Origin of the sequence: Kutzneria kofuensis (assembly GCF_014203355.1) — a bacterium.
GTDB classification, from domain to species: Bacteria; Actinomycetota; Actinomycetes; order Mycobacteriales; family Pseudonocardiaceae; genus Kutzneria; species Kutzneria kofuensis.
Window position 1 is genome coordinate 174,927 of record NZ_JACHIR010000001.1, and the last position, 25,239, is coordinate 200,165.

Genomic DNA, 25,239 nt, shown 5'->3' on the forward strand with positions numbered 1-25,239 from the left:
AAACCTACCGTGCTGGACTGACCGCGCCCCTGGCGGCTCCCCAACCAGCCGAAGAGCCTCTGGAAGATCGACATCAGCCCTGCTCCGTGAGTTCCGTGTAGTCGGCCGGCGTCAGCAACTGCTCGACCGCGGCCGGGTCCGCGACCGTCAGCTCGACGAGCCAGCCCTTGCCGTACGGGTCGGAGTTGATCAGCTCCGGCGTGCCGTCGAGCTCGTCGTTGCGAGCGGTGACCTCGCCGTCGAGCGGCGCGTAGATGTCGGACACGCTCTTGGTGGACTCCACCTCGCCCAGCGTCTGACCGGCGGCGACCTGCGCGCCGAGATCGGGCAGTTGGACGAACACCACGTCGCCGAGCTGCTGCTGGGCGTAGCCGGTGATGCCGATGCGCACCGTGCTCGGCGCGGTCACCTGCACCCACTCGTGCTCACGGGTGTACCTGAGGTCCTGTGGAACCACCTAACGAGCCTTCCTTCTTCCTGGTCATCGCCGCGTCGGCCGCACCGACGAGGATGTCACCCGGCGCCGCCGGACCGCCGCTGAGGGTGCCCACCGTACCTGGATCGTGATCAAACGGAGGCGAAGGAACAACACTGAGAGTGTTCCCGTCACCGCCCGTCCGGAGCAGTGACCCGGGACCTGCGTGAGCTCACGGCGGAGAGCGCTCTCTCTACTACTCGTTCGCATGGGCGCTTGGTCCGCAATGCCGGGTTGTCGGACGTGGGTGAACACCATTGACAGCACCGAAACGGCCGTGGACGATGCTGTGGGAGAGCGCTCTCCGAGCTCGGAATCCGCCGGGCGCTCCGGCTTCGTTCCCTGTTCCCCCTCTCGAGGAGCGTCCCCATGCACGTGTCAGCGCGGTCGGGACCGCACGGCCGAGTCGCCGCACTGCTGTTGTCCTTGCTCGTCGGCCTGACGCTGGTGACGTCGGCGGGCCCCGCCCATGCCGCCGCAACCCTGCTGTCCCAGGGCAAACCCGTCACGGCGTCCAGCCAGGAGAACGCCGGCACTCCCCCGTCGGCGGCCGTCGACGGCGACCCGAACACCCGGTGGTCCAGCGCGTTCTCGGATCCGCAGTGGCTCCAGGTCGACCTCGGCTCGGTCGAAGCCGTCGGCCAGGTGGTCGTGAAGTGGGAGGCCGCGTACGCGAAGGCGTACCAGATCGCGCTCTCCAGCGACGGCGCCAACTGGACGACCGCGTACTCCACGACCGCCGGCGCCGGCGGCACGGAAACCCTTGTCGTCGCCGGGAATGCCCGGTACGTCCGGCTCACCGGCACCCAGCGCGCCACCGGCTACGGCTACTCGCTGTTCGAGTTCCAGGTGTACGGCGACACCGGCGGCTCCGGCTCCGGCTGCGGCACCGACAACGCGGCCAAGGGCCGTCCGGCGACGGCCTCCAGCCAGGAGAACGGCGGCACGCCGCCCTCCGCGGCCGTCGACGGCGACGCGACCACCCGGTGGTCGAGCGCGGCCGCGGACCCGCAGTGGCTCCAGGTCGACCTCGGCTCGACGGCGACCGTCTGCCAGGTCGTACTGCAGTGGGAAGCCGCGTACGCCAAGGCGTATCAGATAGCCCTCTCCACCGACGGCGCCAACTGGACCACCGCCTACTCCACGACCACCGGGGCCGGCGGCACCGAAACCCTGGCCGTCAACGGAACCGCTCGCTACCTCCGCCTCACCGGCACCCAGCGCGCCACCGGCTACGGCTACTCGCTGTTCGAGTTCCAGGTGCACACGAGCGGCGGCTCCACGCCGCCGCAGCAGGGCGGCGGCGACCTCGGCCCGAACGTGCTGGTCCTCGACCCGTCCACGCCGAACATCCAGGGCCAGCTGGACGCGATCTTCCAGCGCCAGGAGTCGGCCCAGTTCGGCGCCGGCCGCTACCAGATCCTGCTCAAGCCCGGCACCTACAACGGCATCAACGCCCAGATCGGCTTCTACACCTCCATCTCCGGCCTCGGCCAGGACCCCGACGACGTCGTGATCAACGGTGACATCACCGTCGACGCCGGCTGGAACGCCGGCAACGCCACGCTCAACTTCTGGCGTTCGGCGGAGAACATGGCGCTCAACCCGGTCAGCGGCACCGACCGGTGGGCGGTCGCGCAGGCGGCCCCGTTCCGGCGGATGGACGTGCGGGGCGGGCTGAACCTGGACTCGGCCAGCTACGGCTGGGCCAGCGGCGGCTACATCGCCGACAGCCGGATCTCCGGGCAGGTCGGCAACTACGCGCAGCAGCAGTTCTACACGCGCGACAGCTCGATCGGCGGCTGGAGCAACGGCGTGTGGAACCAGGTGTTCTCCGGCGTGCAGGGCGCGCCCGCGCAGGGCTTCCCCAACCCGACCTACACCACGCTCGACACCACCCCCGTTTCCGTTGAGAAGCCGTACCTGTACCTCGACGGCACCGGCAACTACGCCGTGTTCGTGCCGTCCAAGCGGACCACCGTGCGTGGCGTGTCCTGGGCGAACGGGCACACGCCCGGCACGTCCCTGCCGCTGAGCCGGTTCTACGTCGTCAAGGCCGGCGCGACCGCCGCCACCATCAACGCGGCCCTGGCGCAGGGCCTGAACCTGCTGTTCACGCCGGGCATCTACCACGTCGACCAGACGATCAACGTCACCCGGCCGGACACCGTCGTGCTCGGCCTGGGCGAGGCCACTGTCGTGCCGGACAACGGCGTCGTGCCGCTCAAGGTGGCCGACGTGGACGGCGTCCGTGTCGCCGGCCTGCTGCTCGACGCCGGCCCCGTGTCGTCACCGCAGATGATCCAGCTCGGCGCCCCGGGTTCAACCGCGAGCCACACCTCCGATCCGACCGTGGTCCAGGACGTCTACGTGCGCATCGGCGGCGCCGGCCGGGCCGCCGCCGGCACGGCGATGGAGATCAACAGCAACGACGCCGTCGTCGACCACACCTGGCTGTGGCGGGCCGACCACGGCGACGGCGTCGGCTGGAACGACAATCCCGCCGACTACGGACTGGTCGTGCGCGGTAACAACGTCCTGGCCACCGGCCTGTTCAGCGAGCACTTCAAGAAGTACGACGTCGACTGGTTCGGCAACGGCGGCCGCACCATCTTCTTCCAGAACGAGAAGGCCTACGACGCCCCGAACCAGGCCGCCGTCCAGAACGGCCCCACCCTGGGCTTCGCGGCGTACAAGGTGGAGAACTCCGTGACCAGCCACGAGGCGTGGGGTCTCGGCAGCTACTGCAACTACACCGCCGACAAGACCATCCGCCAGGACCACGGCTTCGAGGTGCCCACCACCGCCGGGGTCCGCATGCACGACCTGACCGTCGTCTCCCTCGCCGGTGACGGCGAGTTCAACCACGTGATCAACGACGTCGGGCCGCCGACCGTCGGCACGGCGACGGTCCCGTCCACCGTGACGAACTACCCGTGATCTGACCGGGCGGCGCACACCGGCCTACTCGGTGTGCGCCGCGATCCAGTCGGCGTAGAACGGCACACTCGTGTAGATGCCGGCCTTCTCCACGCACGGGTGGCTCTGGCCGTGGCTGGTGGCGCCGACCAGCAGCCACCGGCCACCGGCCTCGACCACTGCCGGCCCGCCCGAGTCGCCGTAGCACGCGTTCGCCGTGCCGCCCTTGTTGTCCGTGCACAGCTGGCGCTCCGAATCGAAGCCCGCGCCGCAGGCCGACGGGTCGGCCGTGGTGGTGTCGAGTTGCTGGAGCGTCACCGGGTCGTCGCAGCCGTGCGTCATGCAGGTGCTCCCCCAGCCCATTTCGCGGATTTTCGCGCCGGTCGGCGGCCCCGCGCCGATCGCGATGGGCGTGGCATGGACCGGTTTCGCCAGGTGCACGAGGGCGATGTCGTTGTGCAAGTTGGTGTCCCAGCCCTCATGCCGGACGAACCTGTCCGCCTCGACCAGCTCGCCGCCCTGTGTTCGGTCGGTGGAGCCGATCCGGAACTGCCACTGCGCGGGATTCTCCACCCCGAGCGTGTCCGGATCGGTCACGCAGTGCCCGGCCGTGACGAGCCATCGCGGGCTGATCAGCGACGCGCCGCAGTGGTGGTTGCCGTTCTTGCTCTGCATGGACGCCATGAAGCCGTAGGTCTCGGTCGCGTCCGTGCCGCCGACGATCGCCGCCGCGGGCGCCGTCGATCCCAGCGTGGCCGCCGCGCCGACCAACAAGGCAAAGGTGAGGCATCGTTTCCTCATAGCGCTTCCCTTCACGAGGTCCTGCGGCGATCATGCCCAGGAACGGCTGAACGGTTCCTGAAGCAACCTGAAGAATGCTTCAGTGAGTACATTGTGGACATCCAGTCCCCGGCGAAAGGCGTGCGGTGACCCAGGAACGAGTGGCACTGGCCATGCAGGCCCGGCAGCGGCTGGAGGACCTGCGCGCCGGGGCGCAGTTCCTGAGCCTGCTGACGGCCGTGCACGAGAAGGGCTGGACGGAGTTCCTCGCCCAGTCACGGACCGTGGACGAACTGGCCGATTTCGCCGGACTGCCGGGGGCGCGCGTGCAGGACGTGCTGACGGCGCTGGAAGCGAACGGCGTGGTCGAGCAGGAGGACGGCAAGGCGCGGCTGACCGACCCGTTCGCGGCCGTCACGGCCGACGACGCCTGGATCCCGCTCGGCGACGAGCTGGCACAGATCAAGTTGGAGGCTCGGCAGGTCCGTGCCGCGGTCGAGGAGCCCGGGCCGCTGTCGCTGACCGAGGACGACGCGCTCGTGGTCGCCAACGCCGTCGGCGGCCACGCCACCGACGTCAGCCGGGCGCTGTACGCGCAGCTCCTGGCCCAGGTGCCCGAGATGCCGGAGATGGTTCGCGCCGGCCGGTGGCTGGATGTGGGGTGCGGCGTCGCCTGTGCCACCTTCACGCTCGCCACGACATTCCCGGAGATGCGGTCCGTGGCGGTCGAGCTGGTGCCGCCGGTCGCCGCCGAGGCCGTGCGCCGGGCCGAGGCCCACGGCGTGGCCGACCGCGTCGAGATCCGCCGGATGGACGCCCGTGACGTGCCGGAGCGGGACGAGTTCGTCGGCGCCTTCTGGGCGCAGCCGTTCTTCCCGGAGGCGAGCCGGCCCGCCGTGCTGGCGATGATCCTCCGTGCGCTCAAGCCCGGCGGGGTGTTGTTCCTGCAGGAGCTGGAGGCCGTGCCGACCGAGGAGGGCCGGCCCGCCTACGCCGTCCGCCGCCTGATCGGCCGCGGCCTGGGTGCGCGGTTCGGTCCGACCGCGGAGGACCTGGCCGAGGAGGCCGAGGCCGCCGGCTTCGCGCTGGACCGCATCGCCGACACCGATTTCGGCCGGATGGTGATCCTGCGCAAGCCGGCGTGAGGCCACTCAGTGGTTCGGCGGGGTCAGGCCGTAGCGGGCGACGATGTCGTCGAGCCACTCGGGGTTGCCGTACGTGAGGCCGTAGCGGGAAGCCAGCTCGGCGAACTCGGCCGTCTCGTGCAGCGCCGTCCCGGCCGGGGGCCGCACGGTGACGAGCAGCTCGCCGAGCTCTCGGAAGTAGCTCTCGAAGCCGCCCGGGGCGATGACCTCGAGGATGCGGCCGGGCTTGTCGGTGGCGTTCCACATGGCGTGCATCTGGCCGCGGGGCTTGGTGATGAAGCCGCCGGGGCCGAGCACGACCTCGGTGTCATCGGAGCGGAAGCCGATCTGGCCTTCGAGCACGAAGGAGTGCTCGTCCTCGCGGCTGTGCCGGTGCGGCGCGGTGATCGTGCCGACGGCGAACGGGTGCTCGACGATGGCGACGCTGCCGCCGTCCTTGCTCTCCAGCTTGAACGTGGCCCCGAAGCCGGGGATCGTCACGGATTCCCCGTCGCCGGGCTTGAGCGCGCGTGCGATGTCCATCAGTTGGCCCCCAGGTTCTCGGCGTGCGGGTTCTCGGCGTGCAGGTTCTCGGCGAGCCGGTCGAATTCGGCGGGCGGCAGCAGGCCCGAGATCAGCCGACCGCCGATGAGCCAGCTGGGCGTGGCCCGAACGCCGGCTTCCGCGCCGGCGAGTTCGGCCTCGGCCAGCCAGGTCTCGGCGGTGCCGTCGGAGAGCGCTTCCCGAAGCGCGTCGACATCGATGTCGGCCCGGGCGGCGTGCCGCTCGATCACGGCGGGGTCGCCGAGGTCCTGGCCGTCGACGAAGTAGGCGTGGAACATGCGGCGGTTGAAGTCGCCGGACTTGTCGGGCGCGGTGCGCCGGATCCACTCGGCCACGGAGAGCGCTCTCCGCGTGGTGGACAGCCGCGCCGGCCAGTTCAGGGCCAGCCCGGCGGCGGCCGCCTCCCGCTCCAGGTTCTCGTACATCGGCCCCACTCGCGGACCGGCCCGCAGGCCACCCTCCGGGATCTCGGGATGGATCTGGAACGGCAGGTGCACGACCTCGATCCCGTGCCGCTCCAGGATTCCGTTGCGGTGCTGCGCGATGTAGCAGAACGGGCACATGAAGTCGAACCAGTGCCGGACCATCGCGCCGCCTCCCGTCGAGGTTTCGTTACAAGTAACGACTGTAACCTAACCGAATCCGAGTTACAAGCAAGAGCTGTAACCTATCCGGTACGGTAGGCCCATGCCCCGAGCGCAGGACGACAGCGACCGCAACGTCGGCGGGCGGCCCCGGGACGCGGCCATCGACGAGGCCATCATCCTGGCCACCCGGGACCGGCTGGTGCGGGACGGCTACTCGCGGATGACCATCGGCGACATCGTGGCCGACGCCGGCGTGACCCGGCCGACGCTGTACCGCCGCTGGGCCACCAAGTTCGACCTCGTGGTGGACGCGCTCGACTACGGCTTCCGCCGGCAGCGCGACATGTACACCGTCGATCTGGCCGGGCTGGAGCCGCGGGAGGCGCTGGTCGAGGCGGTGAGGCGGCTCGATCCAACCTACTTCAACCCCGATGCCATGGTGCTGATGGGCAACTTCGCCGGCGAGGCCATCCGCACCCCCGAGCTGCTCGACATCCTGCGCACGCACGCCGTCGAGCCCCGCGTCTCGCTGGTCGAGGACGTGCTGGCCCAGCTCCAGGAGCGCGGCGCCGTCCGCGACGGCATCGACCCGCACACCATCGCGATCATGTGTTTCGGCAGCTACTTCGCCGCCTTCTACCGCGGCGAGCCGACCAAGGACCTTCCCGACCGCGTGGTGGCCGTGCTGTGGCCGGCGATCGCCGCCGACCAGGGGTGATCATGGACGTGCGCGAGGCGCTCTACACCACCCGCATGATGCGCCGGATGCGGCCGGACCCGATTCCGGTCGACGTGCAGGGCCGCATCCTCGACGCCGCGATCCGCGCCCCCAACGGCGGCAACGCCCAGCGCTGGCACTTCCTCGCCGTGGACGATCCGGCGCTGAAGGCCGAGCTCGCGACCCTGTACCGGACCGCCCGGGAGCGCGAATACGCCGAGATCGACGCCGGCACGCTCGGCCGGACCCGGCACGACCCCGTCGCGCACGCCGAGACGCTCGGCCGGATCAAGAAGTCCGGCGACTACTTCACCGAGCACTTCGAGGAGATCCCGCTGCTGCTGTTCGTGTTCGCCATCGACGACCACGGCGGCGCCAACATCTACCCCGCCATCTGGAGCGCCCTGCTCGCCGCCCGTGCCGAGGGTGTCGGCGGCACGATCACCACCGTGCTGCGGTACCAGGCCGACGAGGTCGTCAAGCTGCTCGGCGTGCCCACGGACGAGGGCTGGCAGATGACCGCCATGCTCGCGCTCGGCTACCCCCTCGGCCGCTGGGGCGTCGCCGCCAATCGCCGCCCCGTGCACGAGGTGAGCAGCCGCAACCGGTGGGATCGCCCGTACACGCCGGAAATCCCGTCGCCGCTGTGGGGGACGTCCGGTGATTGAGCTCTCCCGCACCCTCGACCTCTACCCTGCCCCCGATCCCGATGCGCCGCTCGTCCTCTACATCCACGGCGGCGGTTGGCAGCACGGAGACAAGGCCGACGACGCCGCGAACCGGTTGGCCCCCATGGCGGCGTTGGGGGTGAACGTGGCATCGGTGAACTACCGTTTGGCCCCCGGGACCACGTTTCCGGGGCCGGTGCACGACGTGAAGGGCGCCGTCCGCTGGCTACGGGCCAACGGCGAGAAGTTCGGGCTCCGTACCGAGAAGATCGGGGTCTGGGGCGCGTCGGCCGGGGCGTACCTGGGCTCGCTGCTGGCGCTGACGCCGGGACGGTTCGAAGGCGAAGGCAACCTGGACCGGTCGAGCGCGGTGCAGGCGGCCGTGCACTGGTTCGGCCAGGCCGACCTGGCGGTGTCGGCGTCACGGAGCGCCATCGAGGCCCGGCTGCTGCCTTTCGCGTTCGAGCAGGCCTTCCTGGGCGGCGACACGGCCAAGGCGGCGGACCTGAGCCTGCTGCGACACGTGTCCCCTCAGGCGCCGCCGTTCCTGATCTCCCACGGCGACCGGGACCGGATCATCCCGCCGTCGGAGAGCCAGGCGCTGCACGACGCGCTGAGCCGGTCCGGTGTGGACAGTCGTTTCCTGCTGCTGGGCGGCGCGGGCCATGAGGACCCGGCATTCGACAGTCCGGCCTCCCTGGCCATGACGGCCGCCTGGCTGCGGACCATGCTGGGCTAGTCGGCCAGCCAGCGTCGCCAGACGGCCACGTGCAGGATCACGGCCAGGCTCAAGGCGTTCAGGGTGGCGTGCGTGGACCAGCTCAGCGCCTGCCGCTCCGGCACACCAAGCGAGCCAGCGACGACAGGCAGAACCGACGACAGCACGGCCGTAGACACGACCACCAACACCAGGACAAGGCTGCGGCCAGGGACCTCGGTGAGCCGGATCGCCGGCCACGCCTCGAAAAGCATCGCCACCACGAGAATGGACCCGATCGCGGCGCCGGACACCTCGGCGATCCGACCGGGCTCCCAGCCGAGAACGTGCTCGGCGAACAGGTAGCTGACCCAGCCGCAGGCGACGACGGAGAGGTGGGCGGTCGCCAGGCGGAGGCCACGCCGGCGGATCCGGGCGAACGGCCAGCCGCGCAAGGCCACGTACCAGACCATCTGCCAGACCCCGAGCGCCGCGAACCAGCTGGCGTACGACTCGCCGGCCACCACACCGGCCGTCACGAGTCCACTGTAGAGCGCATAGCCGACGACCCCGCAGAGGACCAACGCCGCGACACCGGACCCGATCCGGCCGAACCCGCGCAGCGGCCAGCACTCGCCGACCAGCGTGAGCTGGAGGATGGCCCCGAAGATGCCGACCGCCAGGGGCACGGTCTCCGACAGCGACGGATGCCCCGGAGCGGGCGCGAAAATCCCTTGCAGGTCAACGCCTTCGACCAACGCCTGGCCGACGGTCGCCAACAGCACGCCGCCGACGGCGACGATCACCGTGTCGCCCAACCCCGACCAGCCGCCGGTCAGCAACGAGCCCGGCCAGTCCTGCCACCAGAACGCGATCATGGCGACGACGGGCAGCGCGAACGTCAGCAGCGGACCGAGCACCGTCAGCGAGTGCACCGGCCCGCCCCAGCCGACGGCCAGCAACACCGACGCCGGAATCACGAACAGCAGGCCCAGCAGCCCGCGCCGCGGCTGGGCCCGCCGGGCCTCGGCGAGCGCCTCGGGACTCATCGCGTCCGGGGCGCTCACCGAGGGGCGACTCGCGACCTCGGCTTCGACGACGTCAGATGACATGCTCGATCCGGATCGGCAGTCTGTGGTGCCGCTTGCCGGTCGCGTGGTGCACGGCGTTGGCCACGGCCGCCGCCGCGCCGACCATCGACACCTCGCCCAGCCCCTTCACCCCCACCGGGTTGAACTGGTAGTCCGGCTTGTCGATGAAGTCCACGTCGATCCGGTGCACGTCGGCGTTCACCATCACCGGGTACTCCTCCAGCGTGGAGTTCAGGAACCCGCCGAACCGGTCATCCACCATGGTTTCCTCACGCAGTGCGGCGCCGATGCCCCAGATCACGCCGCCGCGTACCTGGCTGGCGGCGGTCACCGGGCTGGCGACCCGGCCGCAGTCGGCGACGCTGACCACCCGCGGCACGCGAATGCGGCACGTGGTCGGCTCCACGTGGACCTCGACGAAGTGCGCGATCCAGCTGAACGTGACGAAGCCGGGGAACACCGGTCCGGCGATGGCCAGGTGGCCGACCTTGGACTGCGCCAACGCATCCGCCGTCTGGCCGGGGCCGAGCGACTCCACCGACACCTGCACCGGGTGCCCGACGTGGGCGACGGCCGTGGCGACGTCGACGTCACCGGTGTCGGAGACGTTGAGGTGCTTGCGCAGCTCCTGCAGTCCGGAGTGGACGGCCGGCAGCGCGGTCGCCGTGCCCCACGAACCGGCCGTGAGGTGCTGGGTGCCGACCGTGGTGTCGCCGACCTGCACGGTCACGTCGGTCACGGGGATGCCGAGATCACGGGCCACGAGGAGCGCGATGGTGGACCGGATGCCTTGCCCCATCTCGTGTCCGTCGACGGCGACGGTCACCCGGCCGTCGGTGTCGGCGGTGAGCGTCGCGACGGCGGCGGCCACGTTGCCGGGGTAGTTGCCGATGGCCACGCCCCAACCCACGAGCGACCCGTCCTCGGCCCGCATCGAACCCGGCTCGGGGTTGCGACCCGACCAACCGAACAGCTCCGCGCCGCGGCGCAGACAGTCGCCGACGTGGCGGCTGGAGAACGGCAAGCCGGTGATCGGGTCCGTCTCGGTGTCATTGGCCAGCCGCAGTTCGACCGGATCCCGGCCGACGGCGTGGGCGAGTTCGTCCACCGCTTGCTCGAACGCGAACATCGACGGACTCTCGAACGGCGCCCGCATGTAGCCCGGCGTCTGGACGTCGGTCTGCACGAGGCGTTGCCGCCCGCGGAAGGCCGAGTAGCCGTACAGCCGACCGGTGACCTCGGTGTGCATGGCGATGAACAGGTCGTGGCGGGAGGTCTGCTGGTCGACCTCGTGCACGGCGGCCAGGATCTTGCCGGTCGCGTCCGCGCCGAGCCGGATCCGGTGCTTGCTGGCCGGCCGGAAGCTGCCGTTGTGGAAGGTCTGGGTGCGGGCCAGCACGAGCTTCACCGGGCGGCCCAGCCGGCGCGACACCGCCGCCAGCGGTGCGATGTGGACCAGCAGCGAGTTCTTCTGGCCGAAACCGCCGCCGACGTACGGCGACCGCACCTCGACGTTCGCCGCGTCGATGCCGAGCTGCTGGGCCAGCCCGAACCGCAGGGCGTTGGCGTTCTGGGTGCCTTCGTGCACGACCAGCGTGTCGCCCTGCCACTCCACGACGCCGCCGTTGAGCTCCATCGGCACGGCGTGCTGCGGCGGGTGCTCGAAGGTGCTGTCGATCCGCACCGCGCTGTTCTCGATCACCGCGTCCGCGTCGCCGACCCGGATGTCGGCCAGGAACGGCAGCGGGATCGCCTCCTCCTGGACGAGCGTGGTCGCGCCCTCGGCGTCCAGGTGCAGGGCGAACGGCTCCGGCTCGTACTCGGCGGTGATCGCCTCGGCGGCCTCGGTGGCGGCGACCGGCGTCTCCGCGACCACGATGGCGATCGGCTGGCCGCGGTAGGCGATGTGGTCGTCGGTCATCGGCTGCAGGCTCTGGAAGCCGAAGCCACCGCCCATCACGAAGCCGGGACCGGTCAGTTCGTCGAACTTCGTCTCCACGAGCAGCACGCCCGGCACGGCCCGCGCCGCGCTGGTGTCCACACGGGACAGCCGCCCGCGGCCGACCTTGGCCAGCGCCAGGGCGGCGAAGGCCATCCCGGGCAGCACGCGGTCGGCCCCGTAGAGCGCTTTCCCGGTGACCTTCTCGTACGCGTCGACCCTCATCGGACGGCTCGCTCCCCGGCAGTGCGCACGGCGTCGGCGACCGTGCGAATGCCCAGCTCGACTCGGAATCCGTTGGCGCGGCCGGGCCGCGCGGCCGCGAACGCGATCTCGCCGGCCCGCCGCGCCGCCTCGGCGGTGAGCGGTCGTCCCAGCAGCGACTGCTCGGCCTCGACCGCCCGCCACGGCCGGGTGGCCACGCCGCCGAGCGCGATCCGGCTCTCGGTGACGACGCCATGGCCGTCGATCACGAGCCCGACCGCCGCCGAGGCCAGCGCGAAGGCGTAGGACTCGCGGTCCCGGATCTTCAGGTAGGTGGAGCCCCGGCCGGCGGCGCTCAGCGGGACCCGGATGCGGACGATCAGCTCGTCCGGACCCAGGACGTGTTCCCGGCTCGGGTCGTCGCCCGGCTCGACGTGCAGGTCGGCCAGTGCGATGGAGCGCTCTCCCGCCGGCCCGACCACGTCCACGACGGCGTCGAAGGCGATCAACGCGATGGCGAAGTCGCCCGCGTACGTCGCGCTGCACAAAGAACTGGCGCCCAGCAGCGCGTGGTGCCGGTCGTGGCCCTCCATCGCGGCGCACCCACTGCCGGGATTCCGCTTGTTGCACGCGAACTCCGTGCCCCGGAAGTAGCCACACCTCGTGCGCTGCAACAGGTTTCCGCCCAGCGTGGCCATGTTGCGCAGCTGCTGCGACGCCGCCCGCCAGATCGACTCGGCCAGCGCCGTGTACTCGTCGCGAACCACGGGATGGTCGGAGACATCGGCCATTCGGACGCCGGCGCCGAAGACCAGCTCCGAGTCGGTGACCGAGATGCCGGTCAGCTCGGGCAGCCGGTGCACGTCGATCACGGCCGGCGGCGCCTCGACGCCGAGCTTCATCAAGTCGTACAGGGTGGTTCCGCCGGCCAGGATCTTGGTGCCCGGCCGGGCGGTGCGCAGCGCCTCGACGACAGCGTCGACGCTGCCCGGCGCGGCGTAGGCGAAAGGTCGCATGGGGTCAGCCCTCCCGCGCCGCTGAGGCGGCCTGCCGCACGGCGGCGACGATGCCCACGTACGCGCCGCAGCGGCAGACGTTTCCGCTGAGGTACTCGCGAATCTGGTCGTCGTCGGCGGTGTGCCCCTCGGCGATACAGGCCAGGCCCGACATGATCTGGCCGGGGGTGCAGTAGCCGCACTGCAGGGCGTCGTTGTCGACGAAGGCCTGCTGCAGCGGGTGCAGCGTGCCGTCCGGGCCGGCGACGCTCTCGATGGTGCGGATCTCCTGGCCGTCGGCCTGCACGGCCGGCGTCAGGCAGGACACCACGCGGCGGCCGTCGATGTGCACCGTGCAGGCGCCGCAGTGGCCCTGGTCGCAGCCCTTCTTGGTGCCGGTCAGGGCGAGCCGTTCGCGCAACACGTCGAGCAGCGACTCCCGGGGATCCAGCCGCAGCTGGACGGATTCGCCGTTGACGGTGCAGGTCACTTCGACCGTGGTGGCGGGCAAGTCGTTCGTGGACACGCCGCCACGGTAGGTTCCCTCACCCGGTGACCGCATTCCCCTGGTTGCGGCGTGAGCGGGCGATTATTGCGACGCCGCCCGGTACTCCGACGGTGACACTCCGGTTTCGTGCCGGAACGCGGCGGTCAGCCGGGACGGCGACGCGAACCCGCACAGGTGCGCGATCTCCGTGATGGACAGGTCGTGACGGGTCAGGTGCCGCCGGGCCCGGTCGACCCGAACCTTGGTCAGATAGCGGTACGGCGTCTCGCCGGTCGCCGCCTTGAACACGCGGAGGAAGTGGAACGGGCTCAGGTCGGCCACGGCCGCCATCTCGGCCAGTGTCAACGGTTGCTGATAGTTGTCGCGGATGAACCGCGCGGCGCGGCGGACCCGGTGATCTTCCCGCCCCCATTCCAGCGGCGGCGCCGTCGCGTGCACGGTGAGCAGGTGCGCCGCGAGGAACGTGGCCGCCGACTCGGCGTAGAACTCGTCGACTCCCATCCGGGCGGCCGCGCACAAGGCGTCGACAACCGATGACAGAACCGGATCCTGAACGGCCAACGCGTCCGGCCGGCCCAACCGGGCCGCGTCCCGGCCCCACAATTCCACGCCGGTGCGGTCGATCAGGGCCGCCGGAAGCTCGACATGCGTGGTGAACGTCCTTTCCGAGCCTCGCCAGCGGATATGAGTGGACTGGCCCGGTGCGGTCAGCCCGATCATGCCGGGCCCGTAGTCCGCGCCCCGCCACCTGGCTCCGTGTCGGGACTCGATGACGGTGAGGCCCTTGTCGACCAGCACGATGGACTGGCAGTCGCTGGGCGGCAGGTGCAGCTCGGCCTGCTCGGCGTTGTCGAACTGCACCACACGTAGCGACGTCCAGCCCGCATCGGGCCACTCGTCCCGTCTTCGACGCACGTGGTCGGCACTCATGTGCCGCAGTATTCATCCTCCGCCTCGTGAAACGTGACAAATGCCGACACCGGTAGCCGCGTGGTACGGCAACGGGTGGACAAATGGTCGCGGTCGGCATATCCCAGCGACAGCCCGCACACGATCAGCTGGTCGTCGGGGATCCGCAGGTTCCGCCGCAGCACCGGGGAGAAGTCGATCAGCGACGCCTGCGCGCAGGTGGCCAGCCCCTCGGCGTTCGCCGCCAGCATCAGCGCCTGCAGGAACAGGCCGGCGTCGACGAGCGCCCCCTGCCGCGGTCGCCGGCTCACCGTGAGGATCATGCCCACCGGCGCGCCGAAGAAGTCGTAGTTGCGGCGGTGGTGGGCCAGGCGCCGCTCCGGCTCGTCGCGGCCGATGCCGAGCGCCTCTGCGTACAGGGTGTGGCCGAACGCTTGCCGCCGGCCATGGAACGGCTCCGGCCACTCCTCGGCCGGCGGCTGGTAGTCGTACTCACGGCCGCGGTCGCCGGCCTCGTAGGCCTTGAGCAGATCCTCGGTCAGGCGGCGCTTGGCCGCGCCGGTCACCACGTGCACCTGCCACGGCTGGGAGTTCGAGTTGCTGGCCGAGTGGGACGCCAGCGCCAGCACCCGTTCGACCACATCGGCCGGCACCGGCGTCGGCAGGTAGCCGCGGCAACTTCGCCTGCTCGACAACGCCTCCGCCACGTCCATTGTGGACCTAGGCGGCCGGCGGCGTGATGTCGTAGGAGATGCGCCCGGCCGGCAGGTAGAACAGCGCGATCAGCGCGCCGCCGCGAACCTCCGGGTAGTGGTGGCTGCCCGGTCCCGGCGCCGTCCAGCCCGCCGCCTGCCAGCCACGCGGGCCCATCAGCTCCGCGCCCGGGGTCAGCGGCACCACCAGGTTCAGCTCGCCGTACGGATGCTGGTGGTACTGGCCGCGGAACGGCTCGACGCTGTCCATGTAGACCGCGGTGATGCTGAAGTAGTTCAGCACGTCCGCCGGGTCGGCGATCCGGCTGCGCCGGTAGTGCGGGCCGTCCACCTCGATGTTGGCCGCCCACCCCTCGCGCACCCCGTCGGTGATCATGCGGGCCAGGTCCTCGTACAGCTCCGTGCCCGGGCCGTAGGTCTCGTTGAGCCAGGTCTCCAGCTTGCCGCCCGCGGTGCGGTTCTTGACCTCGTCGAGGAACGGGATGCTCCGGTCGATCAGCTCCTGCGCGGTTGTCACGTCTGCCTCCTCGCTGGGGGATGGCTCAACGCTAGGGCGAGGTTACGTTACAGTCAATACTTGTAACGCAACCGGCGGAAAGCGGCGGCCGGAAGCGGGCAGGGGTGAGGGCGGCCGGAAAGTGGCACGGCCGACGCGCAAGGCCGAAGGACGGCCGGAAGCGGGCAGGGGTGAAGGGCGGCCGCGGACTGCGGGCCGCCGGGTGTCGGAATGGCCCGGGCGTCCGGGCCGGGGAGGTCAGCCGCGGACCGGGTGGCGGGCGGCGTTGAGGCTCTGGAACACGTAGAGCGCGCCGGACCAGACGTGCATCGCCAGGCCCCAGCCGGCGAAGCCGTAGCCGATCGGGCCGGCGATCATGGCGGTGCCGGGGCCGACCTGGGCGAGCAGCAGGATCGGCAGGGCGTAGAGCAGGCAGAAGGTGCCGGCCTTGCCGAGGTAGATCACGTCGGGGGCGTCGTAGCCGGCGCGGCGCAGCAGCGGCAGGCATGCAGTCACCGAGACGTCGCGCAGCAGCACCAGGGCGACGAACCACCAGGGCAGGATGTCCCGCACCACGAAGGCGAACGCGGTGGCGAGGATGTAGAGCCGGTCGGCGGCGGGGTCGAGCAGCGCGCCGAGGCGGCTGGTCTGGTTGAGCCAGCGGGCGAGCTTGCCGTCCATCCAGTCGGAGATCGCGGCCAGCGCCAGCACGACGATGGCCCACACGTCCTCGCGCGGGCCGAGCAGCAGCCACAGGAACAGCGGAACGCCCGCCAGCCGCAGGATGCTCAGCAGGTTGGGGATGGTGAGCACCCGGTCGGACCGTACGTGCGCGTTGCCTTGGACCACGTGCTCAAGCCTATGTGCGGCAGAAAAGATCCCGCCCCCGGGGAGTGTGGTGTGTCGCTCACATGAGACACGCGACCCCGGGGGCGGGATTTGGTTGCCTGTGCACCCGACTCGACGGCCCGGGAGGCGGGACTGCCGGAAACCGCAATTCGGTATGCCGGAGAGCGGGACTCGCCGGGGTCAGCGGGAGCGGGACCAGCCGCGGAGCTGCAGTTCGTCACCGGTGTAGAAGCGCGGGCGGCCGCGGTCGTCGACACCGACCCAGCGGGCCCGGCCGTGCGATCCCTCCAGGACGTACGCGTGCCCGCCGCTCCACACGACGCTGCACGGCGCGGTCGGCAGCGGACGGGAGGCCCGGTTCGCCTCGGACTGGCTGGTTGCCTCGACCATGACGCTCATCTCTAGCTGAATCCTCCGTGAGGGGTTCCGTCCGGGAAGCGGGTCACCCGGTCGCTGTGCGTTACCCCGACGGCAAGGATTCTGGCCCCCTTTCCGACGCTCACCGCCGCTTTCGGCGGGGCCCGCGCCCGCCGGGGCGGATACGTCGCCCAGCTGCGATCCCCGTCACGTGATCGACTTGTGCCGGGGGTCACCGTCGATGCCGTTCGGCGCTCCTGCCCGACCGACCAACGGCGCCCCTTCCCGGTACCGCCGATCGGCCGCACTGGTCACACCGGGGCTGACCTGCCCAGTTCCGCCAGCCGGCGCCGCATCCGCCGCTGCCACGGTTCGAGGCCGGCCTTCGTGAACAGGTCCAGGGCGTCGGCCAGCCGCCGCCGGCCGAGCCGTTCGTCGCCGTCCCGCAGCGCCAGCTCGGCCAAGCTCCAGCAGCTCGTGGCCTGGCCGAACACGTCGCCGATCTCGGCGAACGCCCGCTGGCAGCCGTTGAGCACCCGTTCGGCGCGGGCGGTCTCGCCGCGGCTGACGAGGACGTGCCCGAGCTGCCGCAAGCAGCGGAGTTCACCGAGCCGGTCCCCGAAGCCCCGGTACAGCGCGGTGGCCTCGCTGACGCAGCGCTCGGCGGCGTCCTGGTCGCCCCACTTGCAGTGCGAGGCGCCGAGGAACAGCAGCACCTGGGCCTGACCGTACGAGTCGCCGAGGCCGCGGAACGCCGACAGCGCCGCCGCCATGGCGGCCTTCGCCGCGTCAGGGTCCCCCAGGTCACGATGGATCAGCCCCAGGCAGAAGCCGGCGTTGACGGCGCCGCGCTCGTCGTGCTCGGCCGCGTACCCCAGCGCCGCCTCCTCGAAGCAGCGCCGAGCCAGGTCGAGCCGGCCGTTGTGGTGGTGCACGTCCCCGAGCGCCATCAACGCGTGCGCCTGCGACAGGCGGTCGCCGGTCCACAGCTCCAACGCGCGGCTGAACAGCCGCTCGGCCAGCACGTACCGGTCCTGGGCGAAGCACAGCCGGCCGAGGCCGTACCGCATCCTCGCCTCGCCCCAGCGGTCGTTCCCCGTCACGGCGGCGACCAGTGCCCGCTCATGGCAGCGTCGCCAGTCGTCCCAGTAGCCGCGCAGCTCCAGGAAGCCTTCGCAGGCCGCCGCCAGCCGCCATGCGTGTTCGGCATGCCCCGCAGCGGCCGCCTGCTCGATCGCGATGGCCAGTTCCTGCCGTTCCAGCTCGAACCAGGCCATCGGATCGCCGGTGGCCACCGCTCCCCTGCCGGGCAGGTGCGGCAGCCAGCCGGCGTTCGGCATCACCGCCTCCGCCTCCTCGGCGGCGATCAGCCACGCCGTGAGCGCCCGCGTCAGGGCGGCGTCCCGTTCGGCGGCTTCGATCTGTTCACGGGCGTAGATGCGGACCAGGCCGTGCATCCGATACCGGTCGGCGACGCCGGTCAGCTCCAGCAGCTGCGCGTCGACCAGGTCCTCGACGAGCCGCTCCGCGCGGTGCCACGGCCGGTCCAGCACGGCGGCGGCCAGCCGCGGCGAGTACTCGGTGTTGTCGAGCGAGCCCAGCAACCGCAGGGCCCGCCGCTGTTCCTCGTCCAACGCCCGGTACCCGGTCGCGAGGCTGGCTCGGACCTGCATGTCGCCGGCCGCCAGCCCGTCCAGCCGTCGCTGCTCGTCGGCCAGCTGCGCCACCAGCCAGCTCAGCGGACGACTGGTCCGCGCCGCCAGCCGCGCGGCGGCGACGCGCAACGCCAGCGGCAGCCCCGCCGCACTGCCGGACCAGGTCGGCGGCCGCATCCGGCTCGGCGGCGATCCGCGCCGTGCCCAGCACCGTCTCCAGCAGTCGCAGCGAATCCGAGGCGTCGAGCACGGTCAGGTCAACGGTCCGCGCCCCGGCCAACCCGGTCAGCCGGTTCCGGCTGGTCACCAGCACCGCCGAGCACTCGTCGCCCGGAATCAGCGGCCTGACCTGCGCTTCGTCGACGGCGTCGTCCAGCACGAGCAGCACCCGCCGGCCGGCCAGGCGGTCACGCAGCAGCGTCGAGCGTCCCTCCACGCTGTCCGGGAGGTGCGTGCCGAGCACGCCGAGCAGCCGCAGCAGCCGGCCCAGCACCTCGGCCGGATGGATCGGGCCGGTGGCGTCGCTCAACGTCGCGTGCAGGCGGCCGTCGGGGAAGTGCGGGCGCAACTGGTGGCCGACATGGACGGCAAGGGCGGACTTGCCGACACCCGACATGCCGGCGATCACCTGCACGACCGGGATGCCGCTGTGCGGTGACGACGAGGCCAGCCGACGGGTCAGCTCGTCCGCGAGGGACGCTCGGCCGACCAACTGCACGTCCGGCGGCAGCGCCTGCGGCCGCAGCACAGTGCTGCCGGGAACCTCGGCCGTATCCGGCGCCTCGGGCCGCCAGTCCAGCGCCGGATCCCCGGCCAGCACCCCGCGTTCCAGTTCCCGCAGCCGCTCCCCCGGCTCGATGCCCAGCTCGGCCACGATGGCCGCGCGCCCGTCCCGGTACGTCTCCAGGGCGTCGGCGCTGCGACCGGACCGGTGCAGGGCGAGCATGAGCTGTGCTCGGAACGGCTCGTGCAGCGGCGAGTCCGCGACCAGGCCGGCGAGTTCGCCCAGCAGGTCGGCGTGCCGGCCGAGCCGGAGATCCGCGTCGATGCGCCGCTCCAACGCGTTGATCCGCAGCTCCGCGAGCCAGCGCCCGGCGACCGCGTGCAGCGACGGCGACGGCACGTCCGACAGCGCCGGCCCCCGCCACAGGTCCAGCGCCTCCCGCAGGCGCTCGGCGGCCACCGACGCCGGCGCGGACTCGGCCTCCGCCACCAGGGCCTTGAAGACGTCCAGGTCCAGCTGCCCCGGTTCGACCTCGATCAGGTAGCCGGGCGGCCGGGTGCGCACCGGATCCACGCCGGCGGCGGTCAACGTGCGACGCAGCCTCAGCACGTACCCCTGCAGGGTCGCCTTCGCGCTGGCCGGCGGCTCCTCGCCCCACAGCCGTTCGGCCAGCTCCTCGACCGACACCGGCCGGTTGGCGCTGAGCAGCAGCGCGGCCAGCACGATCCGCTGCTTGGCGGCCGGCAACGCTGCCGGCTCGGTGTCGATCGTGACCTCCAACGGCCCGAGCACCCCGTAACGCACCCCCACCCTTGAGATAATGCCCCTGCTGACAAGCACGAGTAGGGGGAACGAGTGTCTCCAGTCACGATCGTCACGGGCGGCAGCCGCGGCATCGGCGCGGCGGCGGTGCGCCGGTTGGCCGCCGACGGGCACGCGGTGTGCCTGTCGTTCCGCGAGGACGCCGACGCCGCCGAGAAGGTCGTCCGCGAGGTGGTCGACGCCGGCGGGCGGTGCATCGCGGTGCGGGCCGAGGTGTCCAGCGAGGACGACATCGAGGTGCTGTTCCGCACCGCCCGCGAGGAGCTCGGGCAGATCACCGGGCTGGTCGCGAACGCCGGTGTGACCAGCCCGATGATGCCGCTGGCCGACCAGCCCGTCAGCCAGCTGCGCTACGTGCTCGAGGTGAACGTGCTCGGCGCGATGCTGTCGGCCCGGCGCGCCGTGCAGTCGATGTCCACCGCCCGCGGCGGCGGTGGCGGCTCGATCGTGTTCGTCTCCTCGTCGGCCACCATCCACGGCGGGCCCGGCGAGTACGTGCACTACGCGGCGTCCAAGGGCGCGGTCGACGTGCTGACCGTGGGGCTGGCCAAGGAGGTCGCCAAGGAGGGCATCCGGGTCAACACGGTGGCGCCGGGCATGGTCGACACCGAGATCCACACCGTCTCCGGGGATCCGGAGCGGGCGTGGAAGGCGGCCGGCCGGATCCCGCTGGGCCGCCCGGGCGACCCAGCGGAAATCGCGAACGCGATCGCCTGGCTCATGACCGACCAGGCCTCCTACACCACCGGCGCGATATTCCGGATCGCCGGCGGCCTCTAGATCACACGTCGTTGTACGTGAGCTTCAGCAGGTCCGCCGCCTCCAATGTGGGCGTGGACAGGGCGGTGCCACCGGAATTGACGAGTGTGATCGGCGTTCCGGTGTTGCCGCCGACCCAGCCGGCGGTGTTCGCCAACGCCTGCGCCTCGTCGAAATACACGACGCCGTAATCGGGCAGCGTGGTCGGGGAACCGCCGACGCTCGGCGTTTCCACGATCCATTCCGCGCAGTTTCCGCGCAGCGTGGTGCCGCTGGGCGCGGTGACGGCGAAGGACACCGACTGGTCGGTGCTGTCGTTGGTCAGCCAGATCGACGCGGTCGTCGCCGAGCTGGCGCAGATCAGGCAGAACATGGTGTCGCCCGCGGAGACCGGGAAGTTCGAGATGGCGATCTCGAAGTCCGGGTACCACTCCCACCAGGCGTAGACCCGCTTCGAGCCGTTGACCAGTGAGGACTCGGTGCCGGCCTGCAGCACGTCGGGCGAGCCCCAGCCGTCGATGCCGACCCAGGACGAGGAGTAGTACGAGCTCTTGCCGCCCTTCGGGTCGGACGGGTCGGCCACCGTCCACTCGCCCTCGACCCACTTGAACGAGTCGCCGGAGGCGGCGAAGACCGTGCTGCCGGACCAGTTCGTCGAGGTCGCGTTCGCCTTGTGGGAGCCGGCCGGGCCGGCCAGTTCCGCCTCCGCGCTCGGGCCGCGCATCGGCCCGTGCACCTTGTCGGTGTTGCGCACGAAAACCGGCTCGATTCTCGTGTACTTTCTGCTGACTCTGCGCTTCCACTGCGCGTAGAGCCGCCGCTCGCGGTCCTGGTCGGGACGAGCGGGGAATCCGTGCACCAGCAGTTCCCGCTGGTCGGCGGTCAGCGGGTCGAAATCGGCCGGCGGCGGGGTGAACAATCGGACGCCGAGCTCGCTCGGCGCCATGGTGGTTTCGGTCACGAGACGCACCTCCCACGCGGCGTCGGGGCATTTCCGATCAATGCGTGAAACGACGTCGCGTGGTTCAAGGAGCCGTCCAGCCGCCGACAGATACAGTTGACCTCGCCGGACGGCGATCCTGTCCGGCGACGTGAACGACGAAGGAGGAAGGATCCCTGTGGCTGAGATCCGCCGGGTGGGCGTCGTCGGCGCCGGACTGATGGGCTCCGGCATCGCGGAGGTGTGCGCGCGGGCCGGGCTGGACGTGGTCGTCAGCGAGGCGAACCCGACCGCGATGGAGGCGGGCAGGGAGCGGATCGCCAAGTCGCTGGCGCGGGGCGTGCGCAGCGGCAAGCTGTCCGAGCAGGACAGGGACGGCGCGCTGGGCCGGATGCGGTTCACCACCGACCTCGGCGACTTCGCCGACCGCGAGCTGGTCGTCGAGGCCGTCGCCGAGAACGAGCAGGTCAAGACCGAGGTGTTCGCCACCCTGGACAAGGTGGTCACCGACCCGGAGGCGATCTTCGCGTCCAACACCTCGTCCATTCCGATCATGAAGCTGGGCATGGCCACGCAGCGGCCGGACCACGTGATCGGCATCCACTTCTTCAACCCGGTGCCGGTGCTCAAGCTGGTCGAGCTGGTGCCGTCCCTGCTGACCAGCCAGGAGACCGCGCTGCGGGCCCGCGGCTTCGCCGCCGGCGTGCTGCGCAAGGAGGTCATCACGGCCCAGGACCGGGCCGGCTTCGTGGTGAACTCGCTGCTGATCCCGTACCTGCTGTCGGCGATCCGGATGATGGAGTCCGGCTACGCCTCGGCCGCCGACATCGACAACGGCATGGTGCTGGGCTGCGCCCACCCGATGGGTCCGCTGCAGCTGACCGACCTGATCGGCCTGGACACCACCAAGGCGATCGCCGAGTCGATGTACGAGGAGTTCAAGGAGCCGCTGTACTCGCCGCCGCCGCTGCTGCTGCGCATGGTCGACGCCGGCCTGCTGGGCAAGAAGACCGGCCGCGGGTTCTACGACTACTCCGCCTGAGTCGACGCGGCCGTCCGGACGGGTAGCGATCACCCGCCGAGCGCCCGTTCGGGCGGCCGACGCCGGCTCGCGTCGCCGATGCTCGAGGCATGGCTCGCAGGCGATTGCACTTCATCGGCACCATGCCGCAGTTTCCGGACGCCCGTGCCGCGTTTTCCTGGCAGCTGGGCGAAGTCCGGGGCCTGCTGCGCCGGCTGTCCGGCGGCGAGACGGGGCCGCGGCTGTTGTGGTTCCTCCCGATGGTCAAGGAACTCAAGTCGCAGCCGGAGATCCGGTCGCTGCGCGACGGCGACTGGACCGGTTACGAGGACACCGATCTGCTGGCCGTCCGCAAAGGCCAGCAGCTGCGCATTCCGCTGCGCCTCGCGCAGTACGCCACCGAGGACCGCGCGGCACTGGCGTCCCTTGTGGACGATCCCGGACTTCCGTTGCAGGTCGGCATTCCCGGCTATCTCGACATGGCGCTGTTCACCTTCGGCCCGCCCGGCGCCGTCCGCTACAGCCGCCGGTTCCTGCTGGCCGTGGCCGACCAGATCACCCGGATCGCCGTGCCGGATGTCGTGTTCCAGCTGGAGGTTCCGGCCGCGCTGATCGCCGTCGCCGCCGCTCCCCCGCCGCTGCGCCGCCCGATGGCCGCCTTCATGGCCCACCTCGTCACGCGCCAGGTCGCCCGCGCGCCGGTCGGTTCTCGCTTCGGCGTCCACCTCTGTCTCGGCGATCTCGGGCACCGCGCGCTTCGCCAGCTGCGCGACGCGTCCCCGCTCGTGTTGCTGGCCAACGCCATCGTCCGCCGCTGGCCCGCCGGCCGGTCGCTGGAGTTCGTGCACCTGCCGATGTCCGGCGGCGAGCAGCCGCCGCCGACCGATGCCGCGTTCTACGCGCCGCTTCGTCGGCTGCGCGACATGCCGTTGATCGCCGGCATCGCCCACGAGCTCCAGGATCCCGCCGACCAGCTCCGGGTCCGCGATCTCGTGGAGACGGCCGCCGGCCGCCAGGTGGACATCGCCACCAGCTGCGGCCTCGGCCGGCGTTCCCCGTCCGAGGCGGAGAACGCCGTGCAGGCCATGCTGAAGCTCGTCGACGACTAGTCGCGGACCATCAACGTCACCGTGATGCCCGGCACCGAGGTGGACTCGACCGTGCCGTAGTACTCCAGCAGGCCGTCGATCTTCCCTTCCTCCATGCCGCCGAACATGGTGGGGTCGGTGTTGACGACCCACACCCGCTTCGGGCCGGTCCTGAGGCAGTCCGTGGGCGACGGGCATTCCGGCGGCACCCACGTGCCGCCGGCCTGCGGGCTGCCGGTGGCCAGCACGTCGGTCAGGTGCACCCGGTCCGGCAGGTTGTACTCGATACCGAGGTCGGTCAGCGGCGCCGAGCCGCGCTCGCCGTAGACCACGCCGTCGCCGGGCTGCCACTCGCCGGCGATGACCTTCGCCGCCGCCGAGTACTGGAAGGCCGGCGGCGCCGGCGGCAGCGGGTAGTTCCACCAGTCGTGGGCCAGCGGCAGCCGGACGGCCTGCTGGTCCGGGTAGATCAGCGCGGCCAACGCGACGAGGGCGATCGCCATCGCGCGCAGCCGGCTCACCGTGGCGATGCCGGCGCCGGCCAGCACCGCCCACGCCGGCACGGTGAACATGAAGTACCGCGCCATGTAGTACGAGGTGCCGAACTCCGACACGACAAGGACCGCCACGGTCGGCAGGAGCGCCATCGCCGTGCCGATCGCCGCCGCGCGCCGGCGGGTCGTCCAGGCCAGGCCGGCGAACACGATCACCGCGCCCGCGCCGATGCCGGAGCAGAACAGCATCAGCCACAGCTGGGTCACGTCGGTCAGCGGCGTGGTCAGCGCCGGCTCGGCCACGTTGCCGATCTGCGCCTTCGCCTGCGGAAGCGCCGCCAGGGCAACGGGAATCACCGGCAGCAGCGCGACCGCCACGGCGGCGATGAACCGCCAGTACCGGCGTTCCCGGTCCCGTTGCCACTGCAGCCAGACCACCGCGAGGTGGCCGGCGACGCAGCTGAGGGCGACGAGGTGGAACACGCCGCTCGCGGCGAGCGCGAGGGCGTATCCGGCCCAGCGCAACCAGACCGGGCGTTCCAGCGCCCGCAACAGCAACAACGTCGACAGTGCCACGAACATCACGACAAACGCGTAGGACCGGGCCTCCTGCCCGAACCGAGAAACGCTCGGCAGCAACGCGAACACCGTGCCCGCAGCCAGGCCGGCACGCCGGCTGAACAGCCGCTTGCCGACCAGCGACACGCACGCGGCCGCCGCGCACATCGCCAGCAGCGACGGCAGTCGCAGCGCGAGCGGGCTCGCGCCGAACACCGCCGCCACGTAGTGCAGCACCAGGTAGTAGGCGCCGCTGGACGCGTCGATGTGCGACAGCAACGTGAACAGCTCCGGCACGCTTCGTGTCGCCGCCGTCCATGAGGCAAGCTCATCTCGCCACATCTCCGGCACCGTGATGTGGTGCGTGCCCAGTGCCAGCATCACCACCACCACCGGCACCAGCCACACCCTGGTCCGCAAGGCGCGCACCAGCCACGCATGTCCCCCCATGCGCCGCCTCTCCCCCCGAGTCCCTCCCGTCGTGGGGTTCACGCGTGCGGGCGCTCGGAGGTTGCCTTCGGCCGGAAGGGCCGGGCGCGGCGGGGCTACGAGGTGATCGACCGGGCGAATCCGCTCGATCTGATC

At 71.3% G+C, this 25,239-nt stretch carries 25 protein-coding genes; 8 read left to right on the forward strand and 17 right to left on the reverse strand.

What is annotated here, in order from left to right; genetic code table 11:
• Positions 1-73: 73 nt before the first annotated feature.
• Positions 74-457: a glycine cleavage system protein GcvH gene (gcvH, locus tag BJ998_RS00845; RefSeq protein WP_184857550.1), complete on the reverse strand. Its 384-nt coding sequence runs from the start codon at positions 455-457 to the stop codon at positions 74-76.
• 387 nt (positions 458-844) lie between these two features.
• Between gcvH and BJ998_RS46960 the strand changes: the two genes are divergently transcribed.
• Positions 845-3,415: a discoidin domain-containing protein gene (locus BJ998_RS46960; RefSeq protein WP_184857552.1), complete on the forward strand. Its 2,571-nt coding sequence runs from the start codon at positions 845-847 to the stop codon at positions 3,413-3,415.
• A 24-nt stretch (positions 3,416-3,439) separates the two neighbouring features.
• On the opposite strand, the gene BJ998_RS00855 is transcribed toward BJ998_RS46960, so the two are convergent.
• Complete coding sequence (locus BJ998_RS00855) at positions 3,440-4,195, reverse strand: S1 family peptidase (protein WP_184857554.1); 756 nt, start codon at positions 4,193-4,195, stop codon at positions 3,440-3,442.
• A 125-nt stretch (positions 4,196-4,320) separates the two neighbouring features.
• Here BJ998_RS00855 and BJ998_RS48945 point away from each other — a divergent pair, with 125 nt between their 5' ends.
• Positions 4,321-5,319, forward strand: a complete 999-nt coding sequence (locus BJ998_RS48945) for a methyltransferase domain-containing protein (protein ID WP_184857556.1) — start codon at positions 4,321-4,323, stop codon at positions 5,317-5,319.
• A 6-nt stretch (positions 5,320-5,325) separates the two neighbouring features.
• Here BJ998_RS48945 and BJ998_RS00865 read toward each other — a convergent pair whose 3' ends face one another.
• Together BJ998_RS00865 and BJ998_RS00870 are read right to left on the reverse strand one after the other, a co-directional pair.
• On the reverse strand, positions 5,326-5,841 hold the full coding sequence (locus tag BJ998_RS00865; RefSeq protein ID WP_184857558.1) for a cupin domain-containing protein: 516 nt from the start codon (positions 5,839-5,841) through the stop codon (positions 5,326-5,328).
• Entirely contained in the window at positions 5,841-6,449 is a 609-nt protein-coding gene (locus BJ998_RS00870; protein WP_184857560.1) for a DsbA family oxidoreductase, read from the reverse strand. The genes BJ998_RS00865 and BJ998_RS00870 overlap by 1 nt, the downstream gene beginning before the upstream one ends.
• A 100-nt stretch (positions 6,450-6,549) precedes the next feature.
• Here BJ998_RS00870 and BJ998_RS00875 point away from each other — a divergent pair, with 100 nt between their 5' ends.
• The 3 genes from BJ998_RS00875 to BJ998_RS00885 are packed head-to-tail and all read left to right on the forward strand — an operon-like array spanning position 6,550 to position 8,574.
• Positions 6,550-7,167, forward strand: a complete 618-nt coding sequence (locus BJ998_RS00875; protein ID WP_184857562.1) for a TetR/AcrR family transcriptional regulator — start codon at positions 6,550-6,552, stop codon at positions 7,165-7,167.
• 2 nt (positions 7,168-7,169) lie between these two features.
• Positions 7,170-7,835 (forward strand): nitroreductase family protein, encoded by a 666-nt coding sequence (locus BJ998_RS00880; RefSeq protein WP_184857565.1) that lies wholly within the window; start codon positions 7,170-7,172, stop codon positions 7,833-7,835.
• Positions 7,828-8,574 carry an alpha/beta hydrolase gene (locus tag BJ998_RS00885; protein WP_221337831.1) on the forward strand — a complete coding sequence of 249 codons (747 nt, stop codon included), beginning with the start codon at positions 7,828-7,830 and terminating at the stop codon, positions 8,572-8,574. Before BJ998_RS00880 ends, BJ998_RS00885 begins: the two co-directional genes overlap by 8 nt.
• Here BJ998_RS00885 and BJ998_RS00890 read toward each other — a convergent pair.
• The 11 genes from BJ998_RS00890 to BJ998_RS00940 all read right to left on the reverse strand — a co-directional run bounded on the left by BJ998_RS00890 (position 8,571) and on the right by BJ998_RS00940 (position 19,782).
• Positions 8,571-9,644: a hypothetical protein gene (locus BJ998_RS00890; RefSeq protein ID WP_184857567.1), complete on the reverse strand. Its 1,074-nt coding sequence runs from the start codon at positions 9,642-9,644 to the stop codon at positions 8,571-8,573. The genes BJ998_RS00885 and BJ998_RS00890 overlap by 4 nt on opposite strands.
• Positions 9,634-11,787 carry a xanthine dehydrogenase family protein molybdopterin-binding subunit gene (locus BJ998_RS00895; protein ID WP_184857569.1) on the reverse strand — a complete coding sequence of 718 codons (2,154 nt, stop codon included), beginning with the start codon at positions 11,785-11,787 and terminating at the stop codon, positions 9,634-9,636. The genes BJ998_RS00890 and BJ998_RS00895 overlap by 11 nt, the downstream gene beginning before the upstream one ends.
• Positions 11,784-12,782, reverse strand: a complete 999-nt coding sequence (locus BJ998_RS00900; RefSeq protein ID WP_184857571.1) for an FAD binding domain-containing protein — start codon at positions 12,780-12,782, stop codon at positions 11,784-11,786. Before BJ998_RS00900 ends, BJ998_RS00895 begins: the two co-directional genes overlap by 4 nt.
• 4 nt (positions 12,783-12,786) lie before the next feature.
• Positions 12,787-13,287: a (2Fe-2S)-binding protein gene (locus BJ998_RS00905; protein ID WP_312889862.1), complete on the reverse strand. Its 501-nt coding sequence runs from the start codon at positions 13,285-13,287 to the stop codon at positions 12,787-12,789.
• A 63-nt stretch (positions 13,288-13,350) separates the two neighbouring features.
• A complete protein-coding gene (locus BJ998_RS00910) occupies positions 13,351-14,199 on the reverse strand; it encodes an AraC family transcriptional regulator (protein ID WP_184857574.1) in 849 nt (282 codons plus the stop codon).
• Positions 14,196-14,891 carry a nitroreductase gene (locus BJ998_RS00915; protein ID WP_184857576.1) on the reverse strand — a complete coding sequence of 232 codons (696 nt, stop codon included), beginning with the start codon at positions 14,889-14,891 and terminating at the stop codon, positions 14,196-14,198. The genes BJ998_RS00910 and BJ998_RS00915 overlap by 4 nt, the downstream gene beginning before the upstream one ends.
• A gap of 7 nt (positions 14,892-14,898) precedes the next feature.
• Complete coding sequence (locus BJ998_RS00920; protein ID WP_184857578.1) at positions 14,899-15,408, reverse strand: DUF4863 family protein; 510 nt, start codon at positions 15,406-15,408, stop codon at positions 14,899-14,901.
• Positions 15,409-15,645: 237 nt separating this feature from the next.
• Positions 15,646-16,236 carry a cardiolipin synthase ClsA gene (gene clsA, locus BJ998_RS00925; protein WP_184857580.1) on the reverse strand — a complete coding sequence of 197 codons (591 nt, stop codon included), beginning with the start codon at positions 16,234-16,236 and terminating at the stop codon, positions 15,646-15,648.
• A gap of 180 nt (positions 16,237-16,416) precedes the next feature.
• Positions 16,417-16,635: a hypothetical protein gene (locus BJ998_RS00930; protein ID WP_184857582.1), complete on the reverse strand. Its 219-nt coding sequence runs from the start codon at positions 16,633-16,635 to the stop codon at positions 16,417-16,419.
• 269 nt (positions 16,636-16,904) lie between these two features.
• Entirely contained in the window at positions 16,905-18,050 is a 1,146-nt protein-coding gene (locus BJ998_RS46970) for a tetratricopeptide repeat protein (protein WP_312890531.1), read from the reverse strand.
• Entirely contained in the window at positions 18,019-19,782 is a 1,764-nt protein-coding gene (locus BJ998_RS00940; RefSeq protein ID WP_184857584.1) for an AfsR/SARP family transcriptional regulator, read from the reverse strand. Before BJ998_RS00940 ends, BJ998_RS46970 begins: the two co-directional genes overlap by 32 nt.
• 45 nt (positions 19,783-19,827) lie before the next feature.
• On the opposite strand from BJ998_RS00940, the gene BJ998_RS00945 reads away from it, so the two are divergent.
• Positions 19,828-20,574 (forward strand): SDR family oxidoreductase, encoded by a 747-nt coding sequence (locus BJ998_RS00945; RefSeq protein WP_184857586.1) that lies wholly within the window; start codon positions 19,828-19,830, stop codon positions 20,572-20,574.
• Between the two features lies 1 nt (position 20,575).
• On the opposite strand, the gene BJ998_RS00950 is transcribed toward BJ998_RS00945, so the two are convergent.
• Entirely contained in the window at positions 20,576-21,514 is a 939-nt protein-coding gene (locus BJ998_RS00950) for a G1 family glutamic endopeptidase (protein ID WP_184857588.1), read from the reverse strand.
• 157 nt (positions 21,515-21,671) lie between these two features.
• Here BJ998_RS00950 and BJ998_RS00955 point away from each other — a divergent pair, with 157 nt between their 5' ends.
• Positions 21,672-22,535 (forward strand): 3-hydroxybutyryl-CoA dehydrogenase, encoded by an 864-nt coding sequence (locus tag BJ998_RS00955; RefSeq protein WP_184857590.1) that lies wholly within the window; start codon positions 21,672-21,674, stop codon positions 22,533-22,535.
• 89 nt (positions 22,536-22,624) lie between these two features.
• Entirely contained in the window at positions 22,625-23,623 is a 999-nt protein-coding gene (locus BJ998_RS00960) for a hypothetical protein (protein ID WP_184857592.1), read from the forward strand.
• On the opposite strand, the gene BJ998_RS00965 is transcribed toward BJ998_RS00960, so the two are convergent.
• Positions 23,620-25,104: a glycosyltransferase family 39 protein gene (locus BJ998_RS00965; RefSeq protein ID WP_184857594.1), complete on the reverse strand. Its 1,485-nt coding sequence runs from the start codon at positions 25,102-25,104 to the stop codon at positions 23,620-23,622. The genes BJ998_RS00960 and BJ998_RS00965 overlap by 4 nt on opposite strands.
• Positions 25,105-25,239 lie beyond the last annotated feature (135 nt).